Annotated in this window: 20 protein-coding genes; 11 read left to right on the top strand and 9 right to left on the bottom strand. The window is 33.4% G+C overall.

Annotation, left to right across the window (positions count from 1 at the left end; all coding sequences use genetic code 11):
- Positions 1 to 18 precede the first annotated feature (18 nt).
- Complete coding sequence (locus tag HMPREF0367_RS06985; protein ID WP_035402671.1) at positions 19 to 621, top strand: hypothetical protein; 603 nt, start codon at positions 19 to 21, stop codon at positions 619 to 621.
- Between the two features lie 89 nt (positions 622 to 710).
- On the opposite strand, the gene HMPREF0367_RS06980 is transcribed toward HMPREF0367_RS06985, so the two are convergent.
- Entirely contained in the window at positions 711 to 2570 is a 1860-nt protein-coding gene (locus tag HMPREF0367_RS06980; protein ID WP_035402668.1) for a BglG family transcription antiterminator, read from the bottom strand.
- Positions 2571 to 2712: 142 nt separating this feature from the next.
- Here HMPREF0367_RS06980 and HMPREF0367_RS06975 point away from each other — a divergent pair, with 142 nt between their 5' ends.
- From HMPREF0367_RS06975 to HMPREF0367_RS06955, 5 genes are all read left to right on the top strand, one after another.
- The gene (locus HMPREF0367_RS06975) at positions 2713 to 3036 is read left to right on the top strand and encodes a PTS lactose/cellobiose transporter subunit IIA (protein WP_035402666.1); all 324 of its coding nucleotides are present in this window, start codon (positions 2713 to 2715) and stop codon (positions 3034 to 3036) included.
- Between the two features lie 19 nt (positions 3037 to 3055).
- The gene (locus HMPREF0367_RS06970) at positions 3056 to 3355 is read left to right on the top strand and encodes a PTS sugar transporter subunit IIB (protein WP_035402664.1); all 300 of its coding nucleotides are present in this window, start codon (positions 3056 to 3058) and stop codon (positions 3353 to 3355) included.
- A 29-nt stretch (positions 3356 to 3384) separates the two neighbouring features.
- Positions 3385 to 4662 carry a PTS sugar transporter subunit IIC gene (locus HMPREF0367_RS06965; RefSeq protein ID WP_035402661.1) on the top strand — a complete coding sequence of 426 codons (1278 nt, stop codon included), beginning with the start codon at positions 3385 to 3387 and terminating at the stop codon, positions 4660 to 4662.
- Positions 4663 to 4673: 11 nt separating this feature from the next.
- On the top strand, positions 4674 to 6068 hold the full coding sequence (locus HMPREF0367_RS06960) for a family 1 glycosylhydrolase (RefSeq protein WP_035402659.1): 1395 nt from the start codon (positions 4674 to 4676) through the stop codon (positions 6066 to 6068).
- 190 nt (positions 6069 to 6258) lie between these two features.
- Positions 6259 to 6678, top strand: a complete 420-nt coding sequence (locus tag HMPREF0367_RS06955; RefSeq protein WP_022355382.1) for an Hsp20/alpha crystallin family protein — start codon at positions 6259 to 6261, stop codon at positions 6676 to 6678.
- Between the two features lie 78 nt (positions 6679 to 6756).
- Here HMPREF0367_RS06955 and fucO read toward each other — a convergent pair whose 3' ends face one another.
- Positions 6757 to 7902 carry a lactaldehyde reductase gene (gene fucO, locus HMPREF0367_RS06950; protein WP_035402656.1) on the bottom strand — a complete coding sequence of 382 codons (1146 nt, stop codon included), beginning with the start codon at positions 7900 to 7902 and terminating at the stop codon, positions 6757 to 6759.
- 91 nt (positions 7903 to 7993) lie between these two features.
- A complete protein-coding gene (locus HMPREF0367_RS06945; RefSeq protein WP_015536375.1) occupies positions 7994 to 8539 on the bottom strand; it encodes a TetR/AcrR family transcriptional regulator C-terminal domain-containing protein in 546 nt (181 codons plus the stop codon).
- A 164-nt stretch (positions 8540 to 8703) separates the two neighbouring features.
- Here HMPREF0367_RS06945 and pyrE point away from each other — a divergent pair, with 164 nt between their 5' ends.
- Positions 8704 to 9369, top strand: a complete 666-nt coding sequence (gene pyrE, locus HMPREF0367_RS06940) for an orotate phosphoribosyltransferase (RefSeq protein ID WP_035402654.1) — start codon at positions 8704 to 8706, stop codon at positions 9367 to 9369.
- Positions 9370 to 9414: 45 nt separating this feature from the next.
- Here pyrE and HMPREF0367_RS06935 read toward each other — a convergent pair whose 3' ends face one another.
- From HMPREF0367_RS06935 to HMPREF0367_RS06925, 3 genes are read right to left on the bottom strand one after another with little or no spacing between them, the layout of a single operon-like run.
- A complete protein-coding gene (locus tag HMPREF0367_RS06935; protein ID WP_051335216.1) occupies positions 9415 to 10308 on the bottom strand; it encodes a D-2-hydroxyacid dehydrogenase in 894 nt (297 codons plus the stop codon).
- Positions 10296 to 10865: a xanthine phosphoribosyltransferase gene (locus tag HMPREF0367_RS06930; protein WP_022355384.1), complete on the bottom strand. Its 570-nt coding sequence runs from the start codon at positions 10863 to 10865 to the stop codon at positions 10296 to 10298. The genes HMPREF0367_RS06935 and HMPREF0367_RS06930 overlap by 13 nt, the downstream gene beginning before the upstream one ends.
- Positions 10852 to 12024, bottom strand: a complete 1173-nt coding sequence (locus HMPREF0367_RS06925; protein ID WP_051335215.1) for a hemolysin family protein — start codon at positions 12022 to 12024, stop codon at positions 10852 to 10854. Before HMPREF0367_RS06925 ends, HMPREF0367_RS06930 begins: the two co-directional genes overlap by 14 nt.
- Before the next feature lie 235 nt (positions 12025 to 12259).
- On the opposite strand from HMPREF0367_RS06925, the gene HMPREF0367_RS06920 reads away from it, so the two are divergent.
- The 4 genes from HMPREF0367_RS06920 to HMPREF0367_RS10460 all read left to right on the top strand — a co-directional run bounded on the left by HMPREF0367_RS06920 (position 12260) and on the right by HMPREF0367_RS10460 (position 15253).
- Positions 12260 to 13315, top strand: coding sequence for a M42 family metallopeptidase (locus tag HMPREF0367_RS06920; protein ID WP_051335214.1), 1056 nt, complete (start codon positions 12260 to 12262; stop codon positions 13313 to 13315).
- A gap of 12 nt (positions 13316 to 13327) precedes the next feature.
- Positions 13328 to 14416 (top strand): M42 family metallopeptidase, encoded by a 1089-nt coding sequence (locus tag HMPREF0367_RS06915; RefSeq protein WP_035402647.1) that lies wholly within the window; start codon positions 13328 to 13330, stop codon positions 14414 to 14416.
- A gap of 190 nt (positions 14417 to 14606) precedes the next feature.
- Positions 14607 to 14816, top strand: coding sequence for a hypothetical protein (locus tag HMPREF0367_RS06910; RefSeq protein ID WP_022355388.1), 210 nt, complete (start codon positions 14607 to 14609; stop codon positions 14814 to 14816).
- A gap of 266 nt (positions 14817 to 15082) precedes the next feature.
- Positions 15083 to 15253: a hypothetical protein gene (locus HMPREF0367_RS10460; RefSeq protein ID WP_154654094.1), complete on the top strand. Its 171-nt coding sequence runs from the start codon at positions 15083 to 15085 to the stop codon at positions 15251 to 15253.
- A 157-nt stretch (positions 15254 to 15410) separates the two neighbouring features.
- Here the strand turns inward: HMPREF0367_RS10460 and HMPREF0367_RS06905 are convergent, their stop codons facing one another.
- From HMPREF0367_RS06905 to HMPREF0367_RS06895, 3 genes are read right to left on the bottom strand one after another with little or no spacing between them, the layout of a single operon-like run.
- Entirely contained in the window at positions 15411 to 16130 is a 720-nt protein-coding gene (locus tag HMPREF0367_RS06905; RefSeq protein WP_035402645.1) for an ABC transporter permease, read from the bottom strand.
- A complete protein-coding gene (locus HMPREF0367_RS06900) occupies positions 16127 to 16942 on the bottom strand; it encodes an ABC transporter ATP-binding protein (RefSeq protein WP_035402643.1) in 816 nt (271 codons plus the stop codon). Before HMPREF0367_RS06900 ends, HMPREF0367_RS06905 begins: the two co-directional genes overlap by 4 nt.
- Positions 16943 to 16944: 2 nt before the next feature.
- Positions 16945 to 17724: a MerR family transcriptional regulator gene (locus tag HMPREF0367_RS06895; RefSeq protein WP_035402641.1), complete on the bottom strand. Its 780-nt coding sequence runs from the start codon at positions 17722 to 17724 to the stop codon at positions 16945 to 16947.
- Between the last annotated feature and the right edge of the window lie 135 nt (positions 17725 to 17859).

Below are 17859 nucleotides of genomic sequence, written 5' to 3'. Positions count from 1 at the left end.
CTATCTAAGGTGATTAAAATGAAATTACATGAAATAAACTTTCGAGAGATTGATCAACAAATTGTAAGAATCCAAGGTAATGAAGTATTAAAACAGCTTCATTCTATGAATTTGGATGCGCAAGGTTTAACAGCTGGTATGTTTTACTGTTATATTGATCATGAAAAAGGACTTACGTTTGAATTGCTGGCTTTAGAATTAGAAAATGGAAACTTTCTTATTGCCCCTAAAGAATATAGTTATAAGCTAAGATGTCGTCCATTATTAGATGAAGAAATAATGATTTTAAAAGATGTAAATACAGAAGTGTTTAAAGAAAAAATCGAAGCAATTAATGAAACATATAAAGTAAGTGAAGATCTTTTAAAAACACGCTATATTAAAGAAATAGATGATTCAAGACATAGTGAATATCCAGATGATGTTCGAGTATTTTTATTAAGAAAAGATAAAGATCCTGAGGCTTGCTGGGTAAGGATCACTGGAACAAATGGAAGAAAGCTAACAGGAAAAATCTTAACAAAGACGATGCAGGATTTTGATTTAGAGCTTGAGGAAATTATTGAGTTTGGTACTATGACCATGGAAGATAATTCAATATCCTGTGTGTGTATTATGTAGAAGGATAATTAGTATTTGTAATCATTAAAAAGGTTTCTAAACTAGATCATTCAATTATATAATTTGATACTAGTTAGAAACCTTTTTTGTTAAAGCTTGATTTGATTTAAAGTTTGGATCAAAAAATCATAAGTTGGATTTTTTATTAATTGCTCTAATAGTGAGCTGTTTACTAGCACTTTACTAAGTTTACCATAGAATGTTTGAATATTTGCATCATTGTCTTTTGACAAAGAGATTAAGAATACTATTTTTACCGATTTATCATTCCAAAGAATTGGTTTTTGTAAGACGGCTACTGAAGCAAAAGTTTCTTTAGTACAAGGTTTGTATGGATGCGGTAAGGCTACATAATTATCAAAAGCTGTTGAGAAAATTTTTTCGCGTTTCCAAATCATTTCTTCAAAATCATTGGGTAGTGTATATAATGTGGATGCTTTCTGAATCAAGAAAGTGATAACTTCTTTTTGTGTATGTAAATCAAGATTGCTGAAAAATAAATCTTTAGGAAAATAAGTAGAAACTGAAGACATATCATCAATATTTTGCTCAATTCGAATGGTTTCATTTTGATCAAGAATAAATCCAGTTTCTATTACAGGAACAGGGACTGAATCATAAATTGGAACGGTTGTAAAAATGAAATCTATATCAGTAAAATCTTGATGTTTTAGGCCCGTAACATCACAACAGATTAGTTGATTTATCCAATTACCAAATTTTTGACGATACTGATATTCTAGTAATTTAGCTGTTCCTTTTCCTGTTGCACAGACTAAAATGATGTTCTTTTTTCGAATGTTAATAAATTCTTTTTCCATAGATAAGTTGATATGTAAAGCCAAGTAACCAATCTCATCTGGGGACAGCTCTTTATCAAAGGCTTTAGAAAGGCCATTTGCTAAACTCTTAGCAATTATATAAGCGTGTGGATAGTTATTCTTTATTGATTCTAATAAAGGGTTTTCCATACGTAAGTCATATTTTAAACGATATGATAAGGGTATTAGGTGTAAAGTTAAAGCCAATTGAAGATTAAGATCTTTCGTGAAATTAATTTGATATTCTTGGGATAATTCTGTTAATAATTTTTGAACTAGCATGTTGTATTCTTGTGGAATAATTGTATTTTCTTGATCATTCTGTAACTTTTTTCCTAATAAGTGCATAGATATATAAGCACATTCACTATCAGGAAGTTCAATTTTAAGTTTTTTATTAATTCTTGAAGCAATATCTTTGGCAATAGTGTATTCTAATTTGTTTTGTAGATCATTGTAGTAGTTTGAAGGAAAGGTTATTGTTTTTCCTTGTTTGATGCGGTCAATGGTAACAACTAGATGAATGACAAGATTATTAAAAGCAAATTCAGAAATTTGAAAATTATAGCTTTCTGTTACTTCACGTAATATTTGTGCAATGATATCGTGATTTTGATCATCGCTTGATTCGTTTTTTTTATGAAGTATATCACTCTCTAATTCACGAAGATGTTTCTCTTCACCTTTTAAGATCATGCCATATTTAGGCTTTGTCTTTAAAGATAAATGATAATTCTGCAGAGTTTTTCTAACTTCTTTTAAGTCAGTAGAGATTGTGCTTGTGGATTGATAAAGCATGTTGGCAATTTCTTCCGTTTTTATATAACGATTTTCTGTTAAAAATAGCTTGATGATATAATCAATCCTTTGCTCTGGAGTAGAAGGAAGGTCGGGTTCGCATTCATTTAGAGCTTTTTCAAAATTCTTTTCATCTTTAATCTCCAAACAGTATCCAGAATTTGGCTTCGAGGTAATAAAAGCAATATTATCTAATTTATAATTGATGGATAGGATATCGTTTCGAATAGTTTTCTCAGATACACCAACGACACTACCGATCTGCTTAGCACGGCAATAACCTTTGCCATCTAGAAAATGTAAAATGTTTTTTTCTCGTTGTGTAAGCATAAGATATCCTCCTCACCTATAGTATTTTATCTTAAATTAAAGGTTATTTCGTCATAGAAAATTTCCGTAATTTAATGGAAAATGATTCGAAGGTAAACCAATGAGCAAATGTTTATGATAATAGTGCAAGGAGGTCAAAACAATGGATATTACAGAAACAGCATTTATGTTAATTCTTAATGCAGGGAATGCACGCAATAATGCCAAGGAAGCTGAGCAGTTTGCCAGTGATTATGAATTTGAACAAGCTGAAGAGGCTATTAAAAAGGCAAAAGATGATTTGAATCAAGCACATCAAATTCAAACGGATCTAATTCAATCCGAAGCCAGAGGTGAAAATCAGCAATTTGGTCTGATTATGGTACACGCCCAAGACCATCTATCTATGGCTATGATGGCAATTGATCATGCAAACAGCATGATTAAACTTTATCAAAAATTATATCAATTAGAAAAAGAAAGATAATAGAAGGAGGAAAAATTATATGAATATTATGTTATCTTGTTGTGCTGGTATGTCTACAAGCATGTTGGTAGAAAAAATGAAACAAGCAGCGAAAGATCAGGGAAAGGATCATAAAATTTGGGCATGCTCAATTGAAGCAATTGCGGATAATTTAGACAAATGTGATGTTATCTTGCTGGGACCTCAAGTTCGTCTAGAGAAAGATAATGTAGAAAAAATTGCAAATGGGAAACCTGTAGCGGTTATTAATGCAATGGATTATGGACGCTTAAATGGTGCTGGAGTTGTAGCAACTGCCGAAAAATTATTAGAAAAATAATTTAACTTTTGGAAAGGAGAGGATATTAAATGATGGAAAAATTTTCTAACTTTATGGATAAATGGATGGTTCCAGTAGCAACATTTATGAATAAGAATAAATATATTTCTTGTATCAGAGATGCGTTTGCAATTTTGATGCCAATGATCATTGCAGGTTCATTTGCTTTATTGTTCAATATTTATATTTGTGGAACGACAGGGCTTGCAGGTATTAGTGGATTAGAATGGCTAAGCAATTTTTCAGGAATGTTCTCTACTGTAAATTATGCATGTATTAACTGTATGGCACTTTGGACAACATTGATAGTTGGTTATCTGCTTGGAGAAAAGAATGAACAAAAACCATTGGTTACAATGATTATTGCAGGATGTTGCTTCTTATCATTATTAAATCCTGAAACAATTTCTTCTGATTTAGGTGCATCTTCATTATTCTTGAGTTTCTTTGTAAGTATTCTTTCTATCGTGATTTTCTCAAAATTAATGAATAATGAAAAAATAAAGATTAAACTACCTAGTTCAGTACCTCCAATGATTTCAAATAGTTTTAATGCTCTTATTCCAGCTTGTATTACACTTTTCATTTTTGGTATTGCCGGTGGAATCCTTTATGGTACAACTGGTATGTATCTGAATGATATTTTATATGGTATTATTCAAAGACCATTTAATACAATTGTCGGATCTCAGCTGGGAGTTAGTTTAATCGTAATTTTCACACAGTTGTTATGGTGGTTTGGTATTCATGGTACTTTCGCTTTGAATCCGATTGCTCAACCGGTCCAGGCTGCTGCATTGGCAGCAAACATGGCTGCTGTTGCTGCAGGAACAATGCCTGAAGAAGTTTATACAAAAGCTTTCATGCATTTGTTCTCAAATCTTGGAGGTGGAGGAATCGTAATTTCCTTAGCCTTAGCAATCCTGGTGTTCTCGAAAAAGAAGGAAGAGAAACAAATTTGCAAAATTTCAATGATTCCATTAATTTGTGGTATATCAGAACCTGTCGTATTTGGTTTACCAATCATGCTAAATCCAGTATATTTAATTCCATTTGTTTTGGCACCTTTAGTAACAACAAATATAGGATATATTGCTATTCAAGCAGGCTTTTTAACTTCGAATTATGTAGAATCAATCTCTGGAATGCCAATGTTTATTCAACAATTCTTAGCTTATAATGGTCAGTTTAGTGCATTATTATTAGTTGTAGTAAATGTTGTGGTTGCATTCATAATCTATGCGCCATTTGTAATCATGGCAAATAAAAAAGAACTAAATAGCGAAGTGGATGCTATTGAAGAATGAGGAAATAAATCATGAAAGAAAAATTTTTATGGGGTGGTGCTGTAGCTGCAAACCAGTGGGAAGGCGCTTATGATGTTGATGGAAAAGGTTTAAGTATTGCGGATGTTCAAACTGCTGGAGCTCATGGCGTACCACGTATCATACACGATCACGTTCATGAAGGTGTGTACTATCCAAGCCATGAAGGTATTGATTCATACCATCGTTATAAAGAGGATATTGCACTGTTTAAAGAAATGGGATTTAAATGTCTTCGATTTTCTATAAACTGGCCAAGAATATATCCTCAAGGTGATGAGGAAACACCTAATGAAGCAGGTCTAAAATTCTATGATGAATTTATTGATGAATTGCTAAAAAATGATATTCAACCTGTTATTACTTTATCGCATTATGAAACACCTTTATATCTAGTTGATCATTATGGAAGTTGGCGTAATAGAAAATTAATTGATTTTTTCTTAAATTACTGTAAGACAGTATTTCATAGATACAAAGGAAAAGTAAAATACTGGATGACATTCAATGAAATTAATGAAACTATGAATAAGGAAGAACCATTCTTCCAGGCAGGATTACGTTTTAAAGAAGGGGAAAATCCTAATGAGATTAAGGTGATCGCAAGTCATAATATGTTTGTGGCTTCGGCCAAAGCGGTTAAGTTAGCTCATGAGATTGATTCAAATTATCAAGTTGGATGTATGGTTCAATACCCGACTACTTATGCAAGCTCTTCAAGACCAGAAGATCAACTGGCACAGCGTTTTCAAATGATGCCTAACTGGTATTATACGGATGTTATGGCTAAAGGATACTATTCTAATTTGTGTAAAGCGCAATTAAGAAGATTAGGTGTTAACTTAGAAGTTAGCGAAGAGGATAAGAAGATTCTAAAAGAAGGTGTTGTTGATTATATTGCACTTAGTTATTACTTTTCTTCAATTGCTTCAGCAGATGATAAAAATGATTGTATCGTTACTAGAAAGAATCCGTTCTTGGAAAGAAATGATTGGGATTGGCCAATTGATCCTATTGGTTTAAGAATTGGCTTAAATGAACTGTATGATAGATATGAATTGCCTCTATTTGTCGTTGAAAATGGCTTAGGCTTAGATGAATATCCAGATGAAAAAGGCCAAATCAACGATGATAAACGCATCAAATTCTTGAAAGATCATATAATACAATTAAAAAAAGCAATGGATGAAGACTTCGTTGATGTTATCGGGTATACGACATGGGGACCAATTGATATTATATCTGTGGGTACAGGTGAAATGAAAAAACGATATGGTTTTATCTATGTTGACAAAGATGATAAAGGATACGGTACTTTAAAAAGAAGTAAAAAGAAATCATTTGATTGGTATAAAGAAGTAATTGCCAGCAATGGTGAGAAATTATAAGAATAGATCGATCCACAGAAAGGATCGATTTTTTTAATTTTCAAAGATTTTAGCACTCTGGGGTTGACTTTGCTAAAATGTGGGATATAATATAAGTGTAATCAAGGTAAGGTATCTTGATTGAAGAAGTATTTCATGAACAACGGCTGCAAATGAATTACAACCGCTAGTTTAGATGGAGGCGATGTATATGAAATTCTTCCCTAGAACTTATGATTTATTTGATGATGTATTTGATGACATGTTTAACACACCATTCTTTACAGGTCGTAACAATGGCTTGATGAGAACAGACATCACAGAAAAAGATGATCATTACTTGTTGGATGTTGAATTGCCAGGATGTAAAAAAGAAGACATTCAAATTGGCTTAAGAGATGGTTATCTGAATATCAGTGCATCTCGTAATTCAAACAAAGAAGAAAAAGATGACAAAGGCAATTTGATTCGTCAGGAACGTTACAGTGGTAGTTTCTCACGTAGTTTCTATGTTGGTGAGAATGTTGAAGAAAAAGATATCAAAGCAAGTTATGACAATGGTGAATTAAAGATCACATTCCCTAAGGAAAAAGAAAAATTGCCTGAGAACAAGACAATTATGATTGAGTAATTCACATGTAGGACCGAGTGATTCGGTCCTTTTACTTTGAATGAAAAAAGGTAGACGTTATGTCTACCTTAACTGTAATTACATTAATTTTCTAAATAGATCTTTTAGATCTTCAATGCTGGCATCTTTAGGGTTGCCTGGAGCACATGCATCTTCATAAGCGGATTTAGCTAAGAAATCAAGATCTTCTTCTTTTAGCGCTTCAAGTTTAGTAGGGATACCTACATCAACAGAAAGTTGTTGAACGGCATCTACTGCAGCTTTACGATATTCTTCCTGTGTCATAGAATCTACATTTTTAACACCCATTGCTCTGGCAATTTCACGATATTTTTCCCCAGTGCAGTCTGCATTGTATTCCATAACGATTGGTAACATCATAGCGCATGCAACTCCATGAGGAGTATCATAAACAGCACCTAGAGTATGTGCCATAGAGTGAGCAATACCTAAACCAACATTAGAGAATCCCATACCAGCAATGTATTGACCTAAAGCCATACCTTCACGACCTTCTTTTTCATTGGCAACAGCCCCGCGTAAAGAACGGCTAATGATTTCGATAGCTTTTAGATGGAACATATCTGTCATTTCCCAAGCTGCTTTTGTTGTATAACCTTCGATTGCATGAGTTAAGGAATCCATGCCTGTAGAAGCAGTTAATCCTTTTGGCATAGATGACATCATATCTGGATCAACAACCGCAATGATTGGCATGTCATGAGGGTCAACGCAAACGAATTTACGTTTTCTTTCAACATCTGTAATTACATAGTTGATCGTTACTTCTGCTGCAGTTCCTGCTGTTGTAGGTACGGCAATAATAGGTACACATGGTTTTGTTGTTGGAGCTGTTCCTTCTAAAGAGCGAACATCTTCAAATTCAGGATTGGCAATGATGATACCAATTGCTTTTGCGGTATCCATTGAAGATCCACCCCCAATCGCAATGATGTAGTCTGCTTGAGCAGCTTTAAATGATTCAACACCATGCTTTACATTTTCAATAGTTGGATTAGCTTTGATATCAGAATATATTTCATATTCTAAACCTGCATCGTCTAATACTTTTGTAACTTTTCCTGTTACACCAAATTTAATCAGATCAGGATCAGAACAAACAAAAGCTTTTTTGAACGCTCTTGCCTTTGCTTCTGTGGCAATTTCCTGAATTGCGCCACTGCCATGATAAGATGTTTCGTTTAACATAATTCTATTAGCCATTTAGTATTCCTCCTTTATGTAAACGTTTTCCAATCTTATTTTAACAGTCTTGATACTCTTTTATAAGTGACAGAATCAGCGATTTGTCACTTTATATTAAGTGTAATTCGACAAAGGTTTTCTTTACAACTTCAGGCATTGAATCTGTTAGAAGTTTGGCCATAGTTTGGCAGGATTCTTTTGTACCATCTAACAACCATTTTACTGTCATATAGACAGATCCTTGACAGTACATTTCTAGTTGAAACATCAATTCTTCAGATAGATTATCTCCCATTTTTTCTTTGATCTTGTTTGTATAAAAAGCTAAAATTAGTTCAAAATCATGTTTTCTTAAGTTGTTTTGATCATCGTTTTTAAATGCAGCAGTAAAGAATAGTTTTTCTTTTTGGATAAAAGTCAATTTATTAATCAAGGCTTCATAGATGGTCTTACCAGTACCCATATGTTCAAAAGATTCATTCAAAATTTTTTCAAAATACCAATTGACTAAATCTTGTTTATCTTGAAAATGGCGGTAGTACGTTTGCCTTGATATTCCGCAGGTGTCCGTAATATCTTTTACAGTTATTTTTTCCAATGGAGCTTTTTTCATACATATTTTTAAAGCTTCTGCCAACAGGTATTTTGTGTCCATGATTTATTTCTCCTTTTTGTCTTTATTATGATAAGGAAAAAAAGTGAAAATTAAAATAGATTTAATAGTTTTTTTGTATGATGAATAATTTCATAATAAGGGTATAAATATAACAGGGTAAATGGTAAAATTAGATAAGAAAAAATAAATATGGAGGGTTAAAGATGGAACAATATAAACAGGAATTTATCGATTTCATGTTGGAAAGTAAAGTTTTAAAATTTGGTGATTTTACATTGAAATCAGGAAGAAAAAGCCCATTCTTTATGAATGCGGGTGGATATGTTACAGGAAATCAGCTAAAAAGATTAGGTGAATATTACGCAAAGGCAATCGTAGATAATTATGGTTTAGACTTTGATGTATTGTTTGGACCAGCTTATAAAGGAATTCCTTTGGCTGTTGCGACAACAATTGCTTTAGATAACCTTTATGGCAAAGAAGTCCGTTACTGTTCAGATCGTAAAGAAGTAAAAGATCATGGAGCTGATATGGGCGGTTTATTAGGAACAAAACTTCAGGATGGTGATCGTGTAATTATGATCGAAGATGTTACGACATCTGGAAAATCTATGGAAGAAACAGTTCCTAAAGTAAGAAATGCAGCTAATGTGGAAATTAAAGGATTGATTGTTTCCTTAAATCGTAACGAAAAAGGAAAAGGGAATAAAACTGCATTAAAAGAAATTTCAGAATTATATGGTTTTCCAACAGCGGCAATTGTTTCAATGCCTGAAGTTGTTGAGTATCTTGAATCAAAAGATGCATTGGATGCAGAATTAAAAGAGCGTATTGATGCATATTATGCGGAATATGGAGCTACAGAATAAAGTGGAATTTTCCACTTTTTTCTTTTACATATAATAAAAACAGCATCACTGGATGCTGCTTGATATTTGATTGATAAGAGGCTTGTCATGAATAAAGGCATGAACGTTTTGTCTTGCGATATCTAAGAATATTTCTTTTGCCTTCGCAAGCTGAAATGTACCGGATACATGTGGTGTGATGATTACATTTGGATCTAACCACAAAGAAGAGCCTGGATCTAAAGGTTCATTTTCAATAACATCTAATACCATACCTTGAATGATCTTTTCATGCATTACTTTTTCCAAAATGTTTCTTTTAACTAGATCACCGCGTCCTACATTACAAAACAGGGCGCTTTTTTTCATAAGATGAAAATGTTCTTCGTTTAAAAGATATCGTGTATCTTTTGTGCTTGGTAGAGTACAGACTATAATATCGGCTCGAGGCAATACTTTGTTTAATGAATCAATCGTATAAACTTCATCAACGATATCACAATCTTTTTTAGATTTGCGTACACCAATTGTATAAGCTCCAAGAGCCTTGGCTTTCTTAGCAAATGTCGATCCTAAATCGCCTAAGCCAAGGATCAATATACATGAACCGGAAATAGATTGAATCGTATCATCAAATCGATTCCACTTTCTTTGATCTTGGTTATGCATATGAGCTTTCATATGTCTTAGACTCATCAAGATCGTACATATCAGATATTCACTGATTCCTAACCCAAAGCTTTTAGATGCATTACATACAGGACAAGCGAACTTATTTTCGTATTGTTCATAGCCGGCGCTTTCTAATTGAATGAATTTGGGATGGATGTCATAAACTTTAGGATTTCCTATGATAATGTCTGCCTTATATATGTCATCGATCCATTCAATCTCTTGAAATGAGTTTTTTTCCTCTTTGTTTAAATCAGCACAGGCAAACGCTGTTATTATTTGGCCCATGTTATTTTCTTGTCTTTGATTGATGCGATTGAAGCTAATGCGCAGAAGTCATATCCTGCATCAACAATGTATTTGTGCCCTTTTTGGAAGGCTTTTTCAATTACGATCCCAACACCGGAAATATTGGCACCACATTCTTTAATTAGATTTTCTGCAGCTTTAAATGCTTCTCCGTTTGCCAAAAAGTCATCGATGAATAATACATTGTCTTCTTCAGATAGATATTGTCTTTCCATGCAGATTGGATAGTATTTGTTTTTTGTGAAAGAGAATACCTGACAGCTGACTGGATCTTGCATCGTGCTTGGCTGTGCTTTTTTGATAAATACCATTGGTACGCCAAATCGGCATGCTGTCGCAAAACTTGGGGCTACACCACTGGATTCAATCGTAACAATTTTTGTGATTTTTTTATCTTTGAAGTGTTCGTAGAATTCATCGGCCATTTCCATGACTAATGGACAGTCGATCTGGTGATTCAAGAAAGAATCTACTTTTAATACTTCATCACTGATAATCAATCCTTTTTGTTCAATTGCATCTTTAAGACTTTTCATTTTCCTCTTTCTCCTTTTCTTTTATATACACAATGGTTTGTCCGATACGGTGATTCTTAATTTCTCGAACATTAATGATCATTGTATCTAAATCAATTTCTAGTTGTGTTCCATCGTCAGGAATTCTACCTAACTGGGATAGGGCATAGCCACTGAATGTTTCATATTCATCAATTGGTAATTCAATATTCAGTGCTTCCTGGACTTCTTCAAGATCGGCAGATCCTAAGATATACCATTGATTGTCATCAATTCTTTGAATTTCCACAGGTGGAATTTCATCATCCACTTCGTTCATCTCACCTAATAAAGTTTCAATGATATCGTGAAGGGTTATGATACCGGTCATACCACCATATTCATCTAGAACAATCGCAAAATACGTCTTGCGATTTTTCATTTCATGGAAACATGTGTCGGCTTTTGTGTTTTCAGCCACAAAGAATGGCTTGTCTACGGCTTTGTTTATGATGATATCCTGGTTGAGTTCTCCATCAATTCTAAAGTAATCTCGAGTGTCTAGTACTCCGATAATGTCATCATCGTCTTTACCACAGATTGGATAGAAAGTGTGTCGATTATCGTGGATGATCTGTTTCCATTCATCAATGGATTGGTCTAAATCTAATGTAATGACTTTAGAACGGTGTGTGCAGATTTCTTCAACGCTTGTATCATCTAATTCAAAAACATTTTCAATGAATTCTTTTTGTGGTTGTTCAATTTCACTTCCTGTATTGATCAATTCACGAATATCTTCTTCAGACACAGTTTCGTCTTCAATTTCTGTTTCAAAACTAAATAGCCAGGATATCCATGAAAATAAAGTAGAAATAAAACCGGCAAGTTTTGTCAAGAAACCAATCTTTTCAGTATTTTTGTTTGCGAAGCGTCTAGGTATCTTATAGGCGAAGATAAAATATACTAGGCTATATGCCACCATGATCAATATGGCGATCCATATATTGGATGATTGAATATTAAACGAGGTATAGCTCCAAACGATAATGCCTAAAGAGGACAATCCATATAATGAATAAGATAGCCATTGAAGGGTAGAAAGAGTCTTTGTATCACTCTTTTTATCTTGATCAAACAAGGCCATCATCATAGATAAAAAAACGCATATAAAAAACAGGACAATACTTACTGCTAACATAATATCACTCCTGCTTGATTAAAATATCGGGGACAAGAATCATCAGTCTTCATCGAATCAACAACTCCTTTTTATTAGATAAATAATACACGTTTTATACTATCTTTTCAAACCGAATTCAAGGAATAAAAGTGTAAAGTATACTTAAGGTTTCCTAAGACTAGGAAAGAATGTTAAAAATGTCTTGTTTTATAAGCGATATAATGGAATCATAAGAAAGGTGGCTATATATATTATGACTGAAAAAACACTTGAAATAATGAAGGAATTAACGCAGATCGTTGGGATCTCTGGCGATGAAAAAGAAGTCTCAAAAGCTTTGGCTGCGCACTATAAGGGACTGTGCGATGAAGTGATTTATGATAATCTAGGCTCTATTTTTGCGGTAAAAAAATGTGGTAAAGAAAACGCTAAAAGAGTAATGGTATGTGCTCACATGGATGAAGTTGGATTTATGATCACAGAAATCCATGATAATGGTTTATTGTCATTCATTAAGATTGGTGATATTGCCGATGGGGCAATGTATGGTTCAAGAGTTACTTTGAAAACTCGTGAAGGAAAAGAATTAACAGGTGCAATCGTTGCCGATGGGGATACACTTGAAAAAGGTGAAGGCAAAAAGATGAAGATTGATCTAGGTTGTGCTTCAAAAAAAGAAGTGGAAGATCTAGGTGTGTTTGTTGGAGACAGTGCTGTAATTAGCGGAGATTTCGTACAGGTACAAAATCGTGTATTTGCCAAAGCATGGGATAATCGTTTTGGGTGTACATTGACAGTTGAACTTTTAGAGGCTTTAAAAGATGTAGAATTAGACTATGATCTATATATTGGTGCCAGTGTCATGGAAGAGGTTGGAATTCGTGGTGGAACCAGTGCTACCGGTTTGATTCATCCAGATATGGGCATCGTCTTAGATTGCTCAGCTGCAAATGATTATGCAGGAAAAGAAGAGGAAGTAGGAAAACTAGGAAAAGGAGTTCTAGTTCGTTACTATGATAAAGGTATGATGCCAAATCGTGGCTTATTGGATGAACTGGTACGTGTTTGTAAAGAAAATAATATTGATTATCAGTATTTCTATAATATGGAACAAACAGATGCAGCTTGGATCCATAAATTATTTAGCGGATGTCCGACATTAAGTGTATGTATTTGTGCACGAGGAATTCATACAGCTAGTACAATGATTGATTTACATGATTATGACTGCGCAAAAGAAGCTGCCTATAAAGTGTTGAGCGAATTAAACGAAGAAAAAATCGAAGCATTTAAGGCTAGCAATCGATAAGAGGGCATCATTATGAGTAGAGAACCAATTGGAGATATTAATTTAGAAATGCTGAAGGAATTCAGCGAAGCACATGGAATCAGCGGCAATGAAAAAGAAGTAAGCCGTGTCATGAAAAAATGGATCGAACCATATGCCGATGAAATCACATACGATAATTTGGGTTCATTGGTTGCCCTTCAAAAAGGGGACAAAGACGGTGTAAAAGTTATGATTGCAGGACACATGGATGAAGTTGGTTTCATGGTTTGCGATATAGATAAAGATGGTTATATTAAAATGCTTCCTGTTGGAGGATGGTGGGGACATGTTCTTCCAAGCCAAACTTTAGTAGTAACGACAAGAGAAGGAAAACGATATCAAGGTGTTGTTGGATCTAGTGCACCACATGGTCTTCCAAAAGATGTCAAAGAAAAAGTAATACATCCAACAAAATTATTCCTGGATATGGGTGTTGAATCTCGTGAGGAAATTTATGAATTAGGTATACAGATTGGGGATATGATTACGCCGGATACAAAATTTACCGTTATGAACAATCCAAATTATCTAATGGGTAAAGCATGGGATGATCGCTTATGTGCTGCTATGGTCGTTGATGTGATGCGATTATTGCATAAGGAGAAACATTCAGCTAACTTGTATGGTGTTGGTACTGTACAAGAAGAAGTTGGCCTTCGTGGGGCTAGAACCGCTGCCAATATGTTGCATCCAGATGTTGCGATTGCCTTGGATGTAACAACAAGTATGGATACTCCAATGGATAAAGGAGTAAACGGAATTGGAAAAGGTGTTGTCCTTAGTGTCATGGATGCAGGTATCATAGCGAACAAGAATTTCTTACATGAAATGGAAAAGATTTGTAAAGATCTTGATTTAGATATCAATTATGACATGATGACTGTTGGTGGAACGGATGCCGATAATATTCATAAAGCTCATGACGGGGTTGTAACGATGACGTTATCAATTCCAACTCGTTATATGCATTCTCATCGTTTGATCATTCATCGTAAAGACTATTGGCAGACAGTTTTATTGATGGCCGAATTTGTTCGTCGAGTTGACAGGGATTTATTGAATAAATTAAAAGATTTTTAATTATGCTTTTCTTCTATATTTATAATTAGTTTATACGATAATCTGCAAATTATAATTGTTAGAAAATGTTATATTTACCAAATTGAGTATATTTTAAGTTGTCTAATTCATCTATTTGATGATTTAGACAACTTTTTTTAATTCTTTTAAATATTTTTGGCATGTATTAAAAGGTACATATTTAGAAGATATGGAATTCATTGATTATGATGATATTGAGACTGTAAAAGCAGGTGTACAGGAAGCTGGTATGATCATGGGTGGAGATTATTTGTTTAAATTTTATCTAGTGATTTTTACCAAAGATGATAGAGCTGTACGATTGGATTCGGATTTATTTTTTAACGGGCAACACTTCTTAATGACGTTACGAATTTTACATGAAAAAGCACCTAAATGAATCGATCCAAAACACTTAGCTCAATTACTGGAAATGCCGAATGAAAAAGCATATAAAATATTGAATGAATATTATTGGAATAAACGTTCTTGGCATAATACCCCTTTATACAGAAGATTATCTAGAAAATAAAGCAAAGGAGAAACATTATGACAGAATATTTAGAGAATAATATTTTGAATGTATAAATTCCAAAACAAGATGAGAAACAGCTTCATGTTCCATCACTTCTATATGGCGCCTATAACAATGCCTTAAATGGATCATTGATTTATTCAAGCGATGGATTGATTATTCATTTTAAAGAAGAGAAAATAAAAATAGAATATGAAGAAATAGATTATGTTGAATTATCGTATTTATTTAAACGAACCAGTTATCGAGGATTGCCAGAGAATGCTTGTTATATTGATGTGTATTTGAAATGTAAAGATTAAAGAAGTTATGAGTTTTGTACTTTAAGCCATAAAATTGAAGATGGATTTTATAGCTTTATGCGAACGCACGGAAAGGAAGTCGCAGACAAGTACGGCTTGATGTATCCAAAAATTGATAACACGCGAACGAAGTAAAAAAGCCCAGGAAACTGGGCTTTTAAGATTCAGATTGTGCTTTCTTTAAAAGAAGTAAGATTAATATGAATGAGATAGAGAAAATAATCAATAAAGGGATGAATGTAAAGAAATTTATGTCTAGTTGGCATAATAAGGTGTATCCCCATGTAGCTGGAAATATCTTACCTATAGTTTCAAGTAAATCTGGAAGAAAGGATGCCGGAAACATGATTCCAGATAACATAATAGAAGGCAGAAAGATAATTTGGCTATACATGGTGAGTTTTGCTTGATTTTTTATCGCAAGACCTAATACGCAAGAAATGGATAAAGATACGATAATAAATAGTGCGAGTGTGAAAAAATAAAGTGGGATATTTTCTGGCGCCGAAGCATGGAAAATAATTGGTGCTGCAATAAAAATTATAAAACTCATGATCATGAGATGGATAAAGGCTGAGATCACAATAGTAAATATTCCAAAATAAAGCGGAACATTATTTGCACTATACATTTTTTTGATGTTTGTACTATAAATTTCAACCATAGAAGGAGGAACTCCTATAAGAGCTCCCATGGAAACGCCCATAATTGTCATAGATTGGATTAGTGTTTGGGTTGCATCTGGCATAAGTGAGGTAAAGATTCCAGACATGATCATGAAAAATAAAAGTGGGACAAGATAACATGTTACTAATAGAGTTTTGCTGCGAATATCTAATTTAAATTGTAAACCAATTCCATAAAGAATAGCTTTCATGATCTAACCTCCTTGGAGAGCTCAATAAAGTGATCTTCTAATGTGCCTCGATTGATTTTGATATCGAGAATAGGTTTATTTTTGAGTTTATATTGTTCAAGGATAGTGGATAAAGTATCAATGATATCTGAAGTAAAATATTCTTTCTCTTCATTTTCATCAATGATTTTTATTGAATATTTTTTGTTCACCTTTTTAGCTAATTGCTCTGTAGTTCCTACAAAGATAATCTTGCCTTGATTCAGAATGGCGATACGTGTACATAAAGATTCAACTTCAGCCATATCATGACTAGAAAGAAGAATGGTCGTTCCTTTTTGGCTGAGCTTTTTGATTTCTTGATGAAGGGCTTGTTTAGCTTCAACATCTAATTCTGTTGTAGGTTCATCTAAAATTAAAATGTCTGGGTCTCCTATTAAAGCCAGAGCTAGATGGAGTTTTCTTTTTTGACCAGCAGATAATTGATAATACAATTTTTTGTTTATTTCGGTAATATTTAGCGCAGTAAATAGAGAAGGATCTAAATTTTTGTTTTTCCATTTGGAAAATAATTGAATTGCTTCATCAACGCGCATATAGGAAGGCAAGGATGCAGATTGAAGTTGAATTCCTATATTTCCTGCGATTTTGATGTTTCCTGAATGATAATGACGAAATCCTTCTATGCACTCTAACAATGTAGTTTTCCCGGCTCCATTGATACCTAAAATGCCAAAGATTTCTCCTTTCTCAATGCTTAAGTCAACACCTTTAAGTACTTCATGATTTCCATAGTTTTTCTTTAGATTGGATAGTGTTATAACTTGAGACATATTTATTGCTCCTTAAATGGATCTACACCGGCATTCTGAAAATAGATTTCTAATGCAGGTTGTATATATTCATTGGCAATTCTCTGTTTTTTTGTCCATTCATTTTGTTCGTCCAATTGATCATTAAATTTCATTAGTTCTGGTAACAGGCTCATATCACCGTTTGTGAATTCCATGACAATGTTCCAGAATTTTTGTGCTGCTTTTTGAGCTTCTATATTATCAGGTGAAACATTATTGTCTTTAAGAATCAATATTTCTTCAATTAATTGATTGAAACGATGTATGAAACTTAAACCAGTATCCTTGTTAAAACGATGTCGAATATGGTCGAGAGTCGAATCATCAAAATGTTTAATAAGCCAATAATATTGATTGTTCATTTGTAGGTTAACGATTATATCGGCGTATTTCTTGAAATCGACTTGTTGCATTTGAAGAACTTCTTCTTTTAATAATTCGATTTCCTGTAAAGATTTAGATAATTGTTGTATTTGTTCTTGGATCGTTAAAGCTTGTTTACTTAAAATGGCAGCAACTTCTTCGGGTGTATCTAATGGCATTAGTTTGTTTTTGATTTCTTCCAATGAAAAGCCAAGAGATTTTAAAGATTGAATCTGATGCAATTTAATCATATCTTTATGTGTATATAATCGTCTTCCGCCTTCACTTTGGCTAGAAGGGCAAAGTAATTTTTCTTTGTCATAATATTGAAGTGTTCTTACAGTTGTGTGCATCTTTTTAGCTAGTTCGCCAACACTCATATAACTTTTATTATGCATGGTTAAATACCTCCTGACTTAATTATAATTTATGACGTTGCGTCACAAGCAAGAAAAAATATAAAAGAAGTTGACATAACGCAAAAGTTAGTCTATACTAACCATAAAGTTAGATAAAACTAACTAAGGAGGTAT

Origin of the sequence: Faecalitalea cylindroides ATCC 27803, from assembly GCF_000469305.1 — a bacterium.
Lineage (GTDB): Bacteria > Bacillota_I > Bacilli_A > Erysipelotrichales > Erysipelotrichaceae > Faecalitalea > Faecalitalea cylindroides.
This window is presented reverse-complemented; position numbering and strand designations above follow the sequence as displayed.